The sequence below is a fragment of the Sporosarcina luteola genome (genome assembly GCF_023715585.1).
In the GTDB taxonomy this organism is placed as follows: domain Bacteria; phylum Bacillota; class Bacilli; order Bacillales_A; family Planococcaceae; genus Sporosarcina; species Sporosarcina luteola_D.
The window spans coordinates 143,686-157,164 of the sequence record NZ_JAMBOK010000001.1 but is presented as its reverse complement, the minus strand read 5'-3'; the positions used below and the strand labels follow the sequence as shown (position 1 = coordinate 157,164).

Here is a 13,479-nt window from a genome sequence, read left to right as displayed (position 1 = left end):
TCAATAACAGGAAATAGATAGAGGGGCTGATTGCCTTTGGTTGAGAAGCAAACAAATAACTTGGCGTTATACATTTTGATGTTCAATATGTTCATAGCTATGGCAGGCATCGGTCTCATTATCCCAATCATGCCTGAGTTTCTAGGCACATTCGGAGTTGCGGGAAAAGTGCTCGGATTCCTGATCGCAATCTTTTCGTTCGCGCAGTTCATCTTTTCACCGATATCCGGGGATTTATCAGACCGGCACGGAAGAAAGAAAATCATCATTTTCGGATTGTTAATTTACGGTTCTGCCCAATTTGCGTTCAGCTTATCGACCGAACTATGGATGTTATTTGCAGCCCGCTTCTTTTCCGGCATGGGGGCGGCGTTCATCATCCCACCGATGATGGCGTTTGTTGCAGATATCACTACGTTGGAAGGACGAGGCAGAGGCATGGGATTGCTTGGAGCATCCATGTCACTCGGCTTCATGATTGGTCCGGGAATCGGTGGATTCCTATCGAAGATCAGTCTGTTTTTCCCGTTTTATTTCGCAGCGGGGGCTGCTATATTTGCAGCCATTCTTTCAATTTTCATTTTACCTAATCCCGCGCCTGTCGTTTCAGCCGAAAAGGCAGTCGTAAAGCAGGAAAATCTGTTCAAGCAATTGAAAAAGTCAACGACAACCCCATATTTCGTCATGTTGATCGTCATGTTCGTCTTTTCCTTCGGACTCGCGAATTTCCAATCGACGATTTCCTTGTATGTGGACCACAAGTATGGTTATACCCCTTCACAAATTGCGGTATTGATTACAGTCGGAGGGTTTGTCGGTGTTATTGTGCAGACATTTGTCATCAATCCGCTGTTTAAAAGATTCGGGGAAATGCGTGTCATTCTTTTCAATTTGGTCGTAGCAGCTATTTCAATGATGGCCATTCTATTTGTCGATTTATTTTGGACAATCCTTTTCGTCTCAACGATCTTCTCGACGGCAACTTCCCTGCTCCGGCCAGCGGTCAATACGCTTGTTTCGAAGCTTGCCGGTGAGGAGCAAGGGTATGCGGCGGGGATGATGAATGCTTATATGAGTTTAGGGAATATGGTCGGTCCGGCTCTCGCTGGATCTATTTTCGATATCAATATTACATTCCCTTATTTCCTCGGCACCGCCATTCTCCTCGTCTGTTTCGGAATTGCGACTGTCTGGTCCAAGAAGAACAAACTTCTCCTCGCTTCGACGAGGACATAAAGGAAACCCTTGCCTCCAATGGGAGACAAGGGTTACAGACTGTAGACAAACACCATGAATTTGGGTGTTTGCCTACAGTCTCTTTTCTTTTTAATCGAGATAAAGCTACAATGTTGATTTGCGCTGCGAGCGGAACGGAAATCAACGTCGCGTCAGTCTACCGTTGTTGTGTCAATGCTTCTAAAAAGACAAAAGGGATGGGAATCAATTCGATTACCATCCCTTTTGTCTACAGTCTAAACCATTATCCCCCAAATGGGAGACAAGGGTTTTTTACCGCTTCCTTTTCGCTTTCAATAACTCGGCGACATAATCTTCTTGTTTGACCGGTGGAGCCTCATTTACTTCATTCTTCCCTTTCCGGTCAAGCAAACTTGAAAACATTCCGAAGCGGCGCAGTGTAATGTCGACGAAAAACAAAATCATTGCCGACAGAATGAGCCAATCTGCAATCGGTTTCCGATCTCCGCTCTTAAACGGATGGGGGCGGAAAACTTGCGCTGGATCTTCGAGATGCTCCCCGCCTGTCCGCTCGGCAATTTTCTCAAGCAATGCGTAATTCGGTTCCGATGGTTTGTATTCCGCACTGTACGGGACTGAAACTCCCGCTTCGAATAAGCCACCCTTATCATCAGAAATTCCGAAGAAGACAAGGCCTGGTTCAGCATCCAGTGTAACCCTCAATTTCCCAGGTGCCAGAGGTTCCGACTGGAAAGGCACTTCTCTCCCCTGCTCATCCACAATCACGACGTCCAAAAACGCCGACTTCCGTGAACTGTCGGTGATCGTATACGTGCCGCCTCGGTCATGGGTGATCAGATATGGAACTTCTTCATAGGAAGGCAGCAATCGAGCGACAGCGGTGTTCCAAAAGCCCGAATAGCCTTCCCATCTTGCCAGGTCACCTGACCACTTCCCTGTGGAATCGGATGTAAACGCAACCGTGCGACCCAACCCGTACATCCATTCCGCAATGACTGGATCTTCCTTCGGGCTTTCCGCAACAATTGTCGCAGTTCCCTTCGGAGTCGTCGCGATATATGCGTTCATCTGTGGGACGCCTTCCGCGAAGATGGATGTCCATTCCGGAACATTGCTCAGCGAAACATAGAATGGATCATCCTCGATATACGTCCTCGTCAGCATAGATGTTTCCCGTGTCAATATTGCTGGAACCGTCGACTCATCCACTGCGTTGTAAAATCGACCTCCGCCGAGTTCAGCCAACTCCTCGAGCAGCACACTGTCAGCGTCAGTTCCGATCGCCACAGTCGATAATGTTACATTCGTTTTTTTGCCTTCCGCAATAATTTCCTCATAGTCAGGCGGCATGGATGATTGGCCATCCGTCAACAGGATGATATGCTTCCGTTGAAGCTTCAGATCGGACAAATCTTCATAGGCTTTTGCGACTGAAGGGAAAATATCTGTGCCACCGGCCGCAGGAATGGACAAGATCTGGTCCATCGCTTCTTGCTTATCCCGTAAAGGCCCTACCGGAATGACTTCCCAGAGCTCATGGTCAAACGCCGTGAAGCCGAACGTGTCATCATTCCGAAGCAATTCCACCGCCCTCGCAGCCGCCTCCCTCGCGATGACGATTTTCGATCCTGACATACTGCCGGAACGGTCCATCGCAATGACAAGTCCTAGTGACGGAAGCTGCTCCTTCCCTTTTACCTCCATTTCCACAGGCAATAAACGCTCGATCGGCGACTTGAAATAGCCGCCCAACCCATAGCTTTCATCGCCACCGACCATCATGAATCCTGTCCCGAAGTTTTTAACGGCCTGCTCAATGACAGTCATTTTATGTTCTCCGACAAGATGTCCAGGTACATTGTCAAAAATGATTGCACTGTATCCTAAATAACCGGATAATGATTCCGGTAATTTTTCAGCATCCATTACATCAACGTTCATCGCGTTTCGGTCAAGAAGCGACGGTATGACGGAAGGGCTCCTCTCGGTATCCACGACAAGCACTCTCGGAGATTGCTCAAGCATCGTGACCGAAAGCATCCGGTTATTTTCCAGAAGACCATCATCCGGAACAATCAGCTTTGCCTCATACTTAAGCAGCCCCGTCCCCCTCGCTTCATGATGAAATGCAAACTGGTTCGCACCTTCATCAAGGGCAACCGTTTCACTTATGATTTCTTCGTCATTCAAGTACACCAACAACTGACCTGCCGTCTTAGTGGATGACTCGACTTCCACGCGCAACAATTGCCGTTCGCCTTCAAAGGCAGTTCGGGGCGTCTCGAATAATGAGATGGAGGCATCCGCGTCATTTGATCGCCTTAATACGACCGTGTCGATTTGAACATGGCTATTCTCATATTTCGGCAACAGTTCCTCGATGGACCCTTCCGTTTCCAGCCCATCGGACAATAGAACGATTCTCGTCGCTAATCCTGCTTTAGCCACTGCAGCGGATAAGTCAACCGCATTTGCAATATTCGTTGCACCATTCGATTCAATCGGGTCCAACTTCGGCATTTCTAATTTGGCAGCTGTTAACCGGCTGTCTGTACGGAACGCTCCCGCAAATGAATAAATACCGACGGATTGGTTCGCTTTTCTCTCCTTCAAACTTTCCGAAATCCATTGTTCGGCAGCTTGACCTGCCTCTTCCACCGAAACGGATCGATCAACGACGAATATGATCTGCTCCTCGTCATCCGGCAAGAGAACATAAGGAACAGTGAGGGCGAATACTATACAAAGGATTACAAGGCATCTTAAAGCATATAGAATCGTCCCTTTCCGCGCGAAACGCATATTCGAGGACTTCCAAGCATACGCCATATAAATAGTTAACGGTACAAGCAGCAAAAGCCATAATGGCTCTTCAATTCGGATATCCACGACGTCGCTGCACCTCCCACTCAATTACTAAAAGAAGGAGGACTGGTAGAAGGAATAGCCACCCGATCATTTGTTTACCTTCTTCTATTTCTGCATCACCTGCAGGACCGGTACCAAGTTTATAGCTGGGTCCAAAGGCAACCAGTTTCTCACCTTCCTCCAACTGTACGGATAAGTACCGCTCAGTCCCACTGTCCATCAGTTTATAAATTCCCGGTTTTGCAGGGGCGACAAAGTTTCCACCTGCCGGATATGATGCAACATACTTATCATCCATTGTAAAAATCTCTATCCCTTCCGACCCACCTCCGGTCAATAAAGCTCTTCTTTCATTCGGGGTGAATGTTCCGGCACTATCACTTCCAGATCGAAGCATTTCCATCGAACTCCAAAAGAAAAGAGGGAATGATGGGTGCAGCGGCCAATCGGTCAAACCGATATCCGTCAAGATAATTATATCGCCTCTAGGAGAGCGCTGGATGAACGGTTTACCATCGATGGCAGCTAACGTCGAAAACCCTTCGAATGGAGGGTAAAGCGCGCTTACATACACATCATCAATCGGAGCAATTGAGAGCAATGCATCATTGGACGACTCCACCACACCTGAAACCGGTTCTGTCGTTGAATCATTTCTGCCAATCAACAAAATCGGCTCTGACCCTTCCTCCAAAAAAGAAGTCTCATTCGTAACAATCATTGAATGGTCTTTTGCCGATGTCATTTCATTGATAGATCCTGAACTGACGGTCAGCCCAATCGCTTCAAACGCTTTCTTGACCAATTCATGCAATTGATTGTCAACAATCACTTCCGAGGATTCTCCGCCGATGACGATAAATGCATCATTGTCTACAGCATAGTCATCTTCCACTTCCATATGAACATGGAACGCCGGCAACATTGGCAATTCCTTGAATGAAAGGAGGGTATCCGCCTCTTCTTCAATAGAAAAATCCTGTTCAGCCAATCTAGCGCCCGTCAACCCATCATTGACAATTACCTTGCCCGTCTGTTTAAAGCCTCTTTGATTTGACAGCTTGACAATGGCCTCTGTCCCATCTGGAGTATGTATGGCACCGAATTTTGCAATTGCAATATTGTCTATCGGGTTTTCCCTATTATGAATTGTCCATGTAATGCTGCTTTCACTCTCCATGAAGAGTGAACGATCAAGAAAATCGGTGAAAATATGGACATCCGCCCCTGACTGTGAAGCGATTGATCTTACAAAATCAAGGGATCGTCCAAGATGCTCATGTGCGTAAGTCAAACCGATCCCGTTAATCGCCTCCAAGACATTGCGTTCATCAGTCTCTTCCCGCAGCAATAAGTAAGGTTCCTTCCCCGTTGTAACAATGGAGAATGATTCACCCTTTCGCTTTTCGACGATAGCCCGCATCTTCGCTTTACTCTTTTCCAATAGAGAACGGTCACCGTCAACGGCAGCCGTGCTCGCGGAAGTGTCAACGACAAACACCGTATGACCATCTGCCACAGTGTCCTTCGGCAAAAAGGGACGTAGCAAGATGAACAGCAACAGCAATAATGCCGCCATCTGCAAATAAAACAAGGCATTCCGTTGTAGATTTTTCAAGTATGGAGAAACCTTTGTCTCCCGCATCGATCTTTCCCAAAACAATGTCGACGAAATCGTCGTTGTTACGTACTTTTTACGAAAAAAATAATAAAGCAGGACGGCCAATGGGAAAATTGCCGTCCATAGATTACTAACTTGATCGAACCCCACTTAGCCGTCCCCTTTCATCGCAACCAACCGGCATGTCTCATCTTTTTTGTAAAACTATCCATCACGCCTTCCGAAACTTCCGTGCGTAAAATCTGGATACCATATTTTCTCGCCAATGCCGTGAGCTCTGCTTCATGTTTCAACTTCTTTTCTTTATACTCTTTGACAATCCTTTGATTCATCGACACTTCAACGACAGATTCATTTTCCACATCAACGAAGCGTACATCCCCTTCGTAAGCAGGGTGCTCTTCTGCCGGCGAGTGGACTGTTAAGATCCTGATGTCTTTGCAAAGACCTGGCAATCGTCTGAACAGCCGCTCCCATTTATCCAACTGCTCTAATCCATCAGTAATTAGGAAGAGGACAGTCATCGCTTTCGGGATGTGCTTCAACGCTTGATCCGCAAATTCACCTTCGACAGCAGGTTCTTGCAATTGCGATACGTATTTTGAGAATGAAGAACGATGCATTGAACCTTTTTTCCGGAAGAGATAATTCTGGCTGGCAGACCATGTGGAAAATGAAACGGTGTCTCCGCTCTTTAATGCGATATGAGCTAATCCAATTGCCAATTGACGTGCAAAATCCCACTTTCCATCCGAACCCATCGATTTGGTGGAATCGAGGAGTATATGTACCCGCATTTCTTGTTCATCCAAAAATTGCTTGATGAACGGTTTATCCGTACGAGCGAACACATTCCAGTCAATATGACGCAAATCATCTCCCGGATGATATTCCCTGAAATCTGAAAAATCCAATGATGTTCCCGTCTTACTGGAACGATGTGTCCCTTTATGATGTCCCAGCCGTCTTGATCTGGAAAGTATGACTAACGCACCTAATCGTTTGGATAACCGGTCAGGGAAGAGGTCCTCTTTCATCAGACTTGCGCTCCTTGGCGTATATCCTCTAGTAAACGATCGATAAGCTTATCAACATCGATTCCTTCCGCTTCCCCCTCGTAATTGATGAGGATCCGGTGTCTCAACGCCGGTTTGGCAACTGTTTTTATATCCGCAATCGATACATGGAAACGACCCGCCATCAATGCCCTTGCTTTTGCCAAACGGATAATGGATTGCAGCCCACGAGGACCGCTTCCATATTGGACAAATTGATTCCAATCATCTTCTGCATCCGTTCGATGATGTGTCGCTGAAACTAGATCGACCGCGTAATCCAGCATTTCATCCGCAATGATAACCGATTTCGCCATTTCTTGTGCCAAAATAATTGTCTCCGTATCCATCACTTTTTTGATGGCAACCCTTTTCGCTCCGGTTGTCCTCAGCATAATTTCCTTCAATTCTTCCTTTGCGGGATAAGGAAGATGAATCTTGCATAAAAATCGGTCCATCTGCGCTTCAGGCAGTGGATATGTTCCTTCCATCTCAATCGGATTCTGCGTGGCAAGGACGAAGAATGGCCTTGACATCTTCCGGGTTTCGCCTAGTACAGTAACTGTTTTTTCTCCCATCGCTTCAAGCAAAGCACTTTGCGTCTTCGGCGTGGCACGGTTAATTTCATCCGCCAATACCATCTGGCTGAATATCGGCCCTTCTTTGAAAACAAAACGTTGAACCCCTTCCGGACTCCGTTCTAAAATGCTCGTTCCTGTTATATCGGCTGGCATAAGATCCGGTGTAAACTGAATACGGGAAAAAGACAGGTCCAAAACCTCGGATATCGTCCGGATCAGCATCGTCTTTCCTAAGCCTGGTAGCCCCTCCAACAAGGCATGCCCATCCGCTAAAATGGAATAGATCGAGAATTCGACTGCTTCGTGTTGTCCTACAATGAATTTCCCGATTTCTTCCCGTACTTCTGCAAGCCGTGTGCTCATTTCTTCGAATTGCTCTGGTGTAAATGACATTCTTACAACTCCTATCCATTTGTCATTCGATTGATGAAAAGTAATCGGAAAGGACCCGCTGTAAATCTGCAGGGAGATTCATTTTATCCGATCCTCTTAAATAGGCGTCTTTATAGCTGCCAACCACTTCTTGATATGGCCGTACTGCCCCTCTTTCAACAAGGCCTTCGCGTTCATTTTCTTCGATGAATTCTCCTTCGCCGAGCTTACCGCCTACTACAGAAGGATCGTTGGACCTGCCCATTCGATCGGACGGAATTGATAGTAGATCGCGTCCACCTTTGCCAGTTCCTGCTCCTGACCCTGAACCTTGGCCCTGACCTTGACCCTGGCCTTGACCCTGACCCTGACCTTGACCTTCGCCTTGACCTTGGCCTCCGCCTTGTCCTCCGCCTTGGCCTTGGCCTTGGCCTTGACCTTCGCCTTGGCCTTGACCTTCGCCTTGGCCTTGACCTTCGCCATGGCCTTGACCTTCTCCTTGGCCTTGACCTTCGCCTTGACCTTGACCTTCGCCTTGACCTTGACCTTGGCCCTGACCTTGGCTTTCTCCTCCCCCACCACCTTGGGACTGTCCAGTACCGGGCTTGGCGTTAGATCCAACTGGACCATTGCTTATTGAAGGGGGAGTCCCGGCACTCGCCAAAGCCGGCAATGAAGGGGCTTTTCCGATTTTATTCAATGCGCTCTGCGCTTTCCCTGCTTGCTGTGCGAGTTGGTCAACAATCGATTTAAGTTCTTCGAGTTCCTTTTCCTCGGAATCACTCAAACCGTCTTCAGAAGCATTCTTCTTTTCGGCCAATCGTTGTTCCTTCAACTTAAATTCCTTTTGTTTTTTAACTAATTCCCTTAATGTTTCTTCGGTCGTAGTTGCCTCTTTCAGTTTCTCCGCAAGTTCTGCCAAATCCTTTTTCTTCTCAGGATCTTTTTCCTTCTTCATGAGATTCGCGACTTCCTTCTTCAATTCTTCTATGATTTCCTTTTCCTTAGCAACGGCTTTCGCTTCTTGTTGAGCTATGGAAGGAAAAACGAGTAAGAAGACGGAACTTGTGAGCAGAATTAGAAAACCTGCCAGCATTTTCCCATTTACATATTTTTTATCCCGTTTCTTGAATTGCGGATAAGCAATCCCCATCGCACTTTCCGCCCGCTGCATTATCGCATGCGCAAAGTCCGACTGTTGGATGCGATCGTCTAAAGCGGTGACGAGCAAATTGTCCGGTACATATTGGTCAAGCTTCCAAACAGCCTCTTCTTGGCGGACGTTCTTTAGGAAAAGTACGACGAGCGATGCAACCAGAGAAGCTACAGCGATCCAAAAGGCAATCCATTCATAATGAGGCAATATGAACAATCTGGAAGCAGCAAGGAACAATGTAGACAACAAAGCAGTCATGAAAAGCCCTGTTTGCAGCATATGGACAGATCGCTCGAGTCGCAATGAGGCGAGCGCTTTTCCGACATATCGATGTAATGCTGATTTCCCTTCCATCTGCCTCACCCCATCATTTTAATCGTTTCATATTTACACGTAATTTCTTTACAGCTATGAAAAGAGCCAATGCAGTAACGATTCCGTAAAAAATCAAATAGCCTGCCCATATTGGAAAATCGATCTTCGTCATTTCGGTGATCGACCGATTTATTTCAGGCGATAGGAATGTCGCGAATAACACTGCCGGATTAATGGAAGCTAAAAACTGTCCTAAATAAGAAGGCGATGTCACCGGAGTCCCCATCTGATTAAATGCTTTCATTTGTATGACGATAATGAACAGAAACCCGGTCACTACCGACAGGAATAGCATTGTACCGTATGTTGCAATCATCGAGACAACCGTTCTTCGGATTAACGTTGAGAACAGGACGCCGATGCTGCCGATAGCAAGTAATGTCACAAATAGGAACAGGAAGATCTTCACGAAATCCCCTGGTGAGATTCCACCGAATAAGAAGACCAAGCTGTAAACCGGAAGCCCTGCGACGATTAGCAACAGTAAAAAAGCGACCGAGGATAGCATCTTACCGGAAATGATCTGAAAAGAGCTTTGCGATGTCGTCAATAAAATCGGCAATGTTTGTTTCTCCCTTTCCGAACTGATTGAACCTGCCGTCAAGCCTGGAGCTGTAAACAATACGAGTCCTAGCTGAATATAGGAGAGGAAGGCAAACAGGACAAAGCTTTGACTCGGCCTAAAATAGGATGTTCCTGTCAGATTGAGCGTCAGAAAAATATAACCGAAGACAAAAATGCACATCGCCAACAGAAAGAATAGGATGCCATTGAAACCTTTGAATGACCGAAATCTGAGTTTCAACTCTTTAAAAAGAACTGGATTAGTAAAATTCATCTTCAGTCGGCCCCTTTCGTTATTTCCATAAAGACATCTTCCAAGTTCGTGACATGCTCCATGAAGGAAAGAATCGGCAAATCGTTGAGGATTGCACGTTTCAGCATATCGATCTGCTCCGCTTCCTCACCTCTATAAATGAAAGAGATCCCTTCATCTCCTGCAAGCTTTTCAATGGAAGTGACAAAAGGCTGTTCTTCAAAAAATGAGATGGCTTCGGCGGATTGCTCCGCTAAACGGACTGTAATCGTTTTTTCGCCTTGCAGCTTTTTCTGTATTTCCGCAACTGAACCATGCGCTATCAGTTTGCCATTGTCAATGACTCCGATTTCATCACACATCTCAGCTAATTCAGGCAAAATATGCGAAGATATTAAAATCGTCTTCCCCATACCTTTCAGCGTTTTTAAAATATCGCGCATTTCTATTCGCGCTCTCGGATCTAACCCGGATGCCGGTTCATCCAAAATGAGCACTTTTGGATCGTGGATAAGGCATCTGGCCAAACATAATCTCTGCTTCATCCCCCGTGACAGCAGGTCGACATAGGAATCGCTTTTGTGCGAAAGATTCACCAGTTCCAACAGCTGCGGGATGAGTTTCTTCCTTTCCTCTTCAGGAATTCCGTAGCTTGCGCCATAAAAATCGAGGTATTCTTCAGCCTTCAACTGATCATACACGCCAAAAAAGTCCGGCATATAGCCAATCAGCTTACGAATGTCTGCAGGTTTTTCCCGCACGCTTACCCCGTTGATAATCACATCGCCAGAAGTAGGCTGCAACAATGTGGAAAGGATTAGGAATGTCGTGGATTTACCGGCACCATTTGCACCGACAAATCCAAAGACAGTTCCTTCATCCAATGTTAAATTCAAATTATCAAGGGCGGTGAATTGACCATATTTCTTCGTCAAACCTTTAATCTCAATCATCTCTTCACCTCGCCATGCAAATGGATAGAAGGCGTTTGCCCTTCATTGCCGTGTTGTTTATTAATGAACTCCATCTTGAATGTGACTTTTCCACCAGCCGTAATATAGTCATCAATTGAATCCAACGTCAGTTTCCTTTCGGATTCAAGCGTTTCATACGTTTGCGTTTTTACATTCCAAATTTGAAGTGTGTATAACTGTTTTTGTATTTTCGAAATGTCCATTGATTTCCAAACGGATACTTTTTTCACTAAATCCTCGGGCACTTGCCACGTTTGGATATACGTATCTTCGTCAAAATAATACGTATTCGCCGCATACCCAACAGGATGAGCCTGTATGTTGTTCGCCTCGGAAAGAAGGTTCATCGTCATCATTTCAGGGTCTACTGTAAAGCTTCCGCTAAACTCGACTTTCGGTGTGAACGTCTGCGAAAGCAATGCCAAAGAATCTGTCGCAGCCTTTGTTTTTGCGAGTTCAATCGGTACGAGTTTTGTATCTGTATAGCCGATAAGCGCCGGCTTCGGATCGTTGCTCATGAACTCACCTGAGAATGTGATAAGACTGTCTTTTCTTATTTTCGTCAAGTCATCGGTATTTGCAGGCATTGGCCCCATATGCATTGAGTTGGAAGACCGTTTTCTAACCAATGTCGAGGACTTCAATGTTTCATTCACCTTCAGTGTTTCGCCAGGACCCAGATCACCGACTTTTATTCTGCTTGTTCCGGACCAGATAGCTAGGTCGTTCACTGGAAACGGAAAATTATTTGTAATTTCACCTGTTAACTGTTTGTCTTTCACTGTCAAATCAATATTGAAATTTCCGACTTCCTCTAACGTCGTTTGCCCGTAAATTGTCGAGACATCCCAATAGCCGATATCGCGAAGATGCAAAGTAGAACCGGCAGCACTTCTCTCAAGAATTGCCCGCTTATGAGAATTCACCCCCATTGAAGAACGTCCGAACAGTCCCATCGAGTAAGGAGTGTAGGTCGACATTGTCGTTTCTTTCGGTGCGGAGAAAATAAAATCGTCCGCTTTGTTTGTCAAAATCGATTCAACGAAATAGCCGGTCAGTCTGCCATCCTGTTCCACGTCGAAGATCGAAGTTTGCTGGAGTTGAGCCTGCCCGATCCGATCACGCGCCCCATATGCGAAGATGAAAACGGAGACTCCAACGGATATCGCAGGAATAATCCACCAGGCATGTTCTCGCTTGTCTTTCCTTTTTAATACGATATATAAGACCGGAATGATGATAATAATATAGAAGAGGATCACGCCGAAAAGAAATGGTGCAGAAACTTTAAAGGAAGGAAATAGTTCATTCGAATTTCCTAAAGTCCACCGCAATGATTCCATCGGATCGTTATAATATGGCATCATGCCACTTGCAGTCGCTGCTTGACTTGCCGTATCGAGCAAAGTTTTCCATACTGCCGCAGCTCCATGCATTTTTGAAAAGGGCTCATCTCCTATAGAAAACGTCGTTTGCATTACAATCCCTTTGCCGAGCGGTTTGGAAGCGGATAGAATATCCGATCCCTTGGAATATACGACTTTCGAATCGGGATTTAAAACAGCTGAAGCTATCGCGATTTCCTTATCAAAATCTTCTCTAGACGCCCACTCATTGAAAGCTTCCGGGCCGATTGTCTTCTTTCCATTCAGCGTCAATGGCAAATGCTCTGCAAATATACCAGACTCCGCCGCTAAATGATCAGAGCCTCCAAAAATGATAATACCGCCCGAGCGGACCCAGTTCAGTAACGCTTCCTGCTCAACTGCCGACATGTCTGCAATCGGATATTCGTCCACGATGATCATATCCGTAGGTCCCCAACCGGCAGCTTCTTCCGGCAGCTTCAACGCTGCAATTTTAGCAGCATCAATCATTTGAGTGCCCGGAAAGTTCGTTAATCGCATCCCCTTCAAAGCGGATAAACGGTCGATGTTGTCTGTGAAAGCAGTTAGTATTTTTGTATCGTCGTGATACATTGCAACTGTAATCTGCTGGCTTCCTTTATGGTCGATCTCTTTGCCTTTTTTCCACCCTCCTTCGTAAAAGAAGATGGACTTAGCATTCATTCCATACATATTGAAATCGAACATTTTCTGATTGATGAATGTTATGGTTTTCGTATCTCCCGCCTGGATATCCACTGGAAATACTTCACCGACGCCGGATTCATATGACTGCTGTGTATCAATGACCATATCACCGATGAATGCGGTAGTTCCGTTATTTTCGATTTCGACCGTAATTGGCGCTCCTTTGCCGTATTTCGCTTTTCCATCAAATCCCGCAGTCACCTTGACTTTCAATTCAGGTGCAGCGGATGCCTGGATTCCCGGCAAAAACAAGCAAAAAACTAGTATGGCAAGTATGATTCCCCACTGTTTCTTCCACATATTGCAACCCCCAATTGGACACCGCCAATATTCTGTATACCTTCTCTAA

General features: G+C 46.0%; 9 protein-coding genes. 1 reads left to right on the top strand and 8 read right to left on the bottom strand.

The features are described from left to right. The first annotated feature begins 36 nt into the window (after positions 1-36). Positions 37-1,236, top strand: a complete 1,200-nt coding sequence (locus M3193_RS00885) for an MFS transporter (protein WP_285851779.1) — start codon at positions 37-39, stop codon at positions 1,234-1,236. A gap of 273 nt (positions 1,237-1,509) precedes the next feature. Here M3193_RS00885 and M3193_RS00880 read toward each other — a convergent pair whose 3' ends face one another. Genes M3193_RS00880 through M3193_RS00845 form a run of 8 tightly spaced genes read right to left on the bottom strand, consistent with a single transcriptional unit; the run spans position 1,510 to position 13,430 of the window. Next, positions 1,510-4,107: a VWA domain-containing protein gene (locus M3193_RS00880; RefSeq protein WP_251623775.1), complete on the bottom strand. Its 2,598-nt coding sequence runs from the start codon at positions 4,105-4,107 to the stop codon at positions 1,510-1,512. Further along, the gene (locus M3193_RS00875; RefSeq protein WP_251623774.1) at positions 4,091-5,857 is read right to left on the bottom strand and encodes a vWA domain-containing protein; all 1,767 of its coding nucleotides are present in this window, start codon (positions 5,855-5,857) and stop codon (positions 4,091-4,093) included. Before M3193_RS00875 ends, M3193_RS00880 begins: the two co-directional genes overlap by 17 nt. A gap of 14 nt (positions 5,858-5,871) precedes the next feature. Beyond that, positions 5,872-6,744 (bottom strand): DUF58 domain-containing protein, encoded by an 873-nt coding sequence (locus M3193_RS00870; protein WP_251623773.1) that lies wholly within the window; start codon positions 6,742-6,744, stop codon positions 5,872-5,874. Next, complete coding sequence (locus tag M3193_RS00865; protein ID WP_251623772.1) at positions 6,744-7,736, bottom strand: AAA family ATPase; 993 nt, start codon at positions 7,734-7,736, stop codon at positions 6,744-6,746. The genes M3193_RS00870 and M3193_RS00865 overlap by 1 nt, the downstream gene beginning before the upstream one ends. A gap of 22 nt (positions 7,737-7,758) precedes the next feature. Further along, a complete protein-coding gene (locus M3193_RS00860; protein WP_251623770.1) occupies positions 7,759-9,225 on the bottom strand; it encodes a hypothetical protein in 1,467 nt (488 codons plus the stop codon). Positions 9,226-9,238: 13 nt separating this feature from the next. Beyond that, positions 9,239-10,090, bottom strand: a complete 852-nt coding sequence (locus M3193_RS00855) for an ABC transporter permease (protein ID WP_251627114.1) — start codon at positions 10,088-10,090, stop codon at positions 9,239-9,241. Continuing rightward, complete coding sequence (locus M3193_RS00850; protein WP_251623767.1) at positions 10,087-11,016, bottom strand: ABC transporter ATP-binding protein; 930 nt, start codon at positions 11,014-11,016, stop codon at positions 10,087-10,089. The genes M3193_RS00855 and M3193_RS00850 overlap by 4 nt, the downstream gene beginning before the upstream one ends. Beyond that, positions 11,013-13,430 (bottom strand): hypothetical protein, encoded by a 2,418-nt coding sequence (locus M3193_RS00845; protein ID WP_251623765.1) that lies wholly within the window; start codon positions 13,428-13,430, stop codon positions 11,013-11,015. The genes M3193_RS00850 and M3193_RS00845 overlap by 4 nt, the downstream gene beginning before the upstream one ends. Positions 13,431-13,479 lie beyond the last annotated feature (49 nt).

Coding starts and splice junctions, on each gene's coding strand:
- M3193_RS00870 (WP_251623773.1), bottom strand. CDS start 6,744: ATGAAAGAGGACCTCTTCCCTGACCGGTTATCCAAACGATTAGGTGCG.
- M3193_RS00865 (WP_251623772.1), bottom strand. CDS start 7,736: ATGTCATTTACACCAGAGCAATTCGAAGAAATGAGCACACGGCTTGCA.
- M3193_RS00860 (WP_251623770.1), bottom strand. CDS start 9,225: ATGGAAGGGAAATCAGCATTACATCGATATGTCGGAAAAGCGCTCGCC.
- M3193_RS00850 (WP_251623767.1), bottom strand. CDS start 11,016: ATGATTGAGATTAAAGGTTTGACGAAGAAATATGGTCAATTCACCGCC.
- M3193_RS00845 (WP_251623765.1), bottom strand. CDS start 13,430: ATGTGGAAGAAACAGTGGGGAATCATACTTGCCATACTAGTTTTTTGC.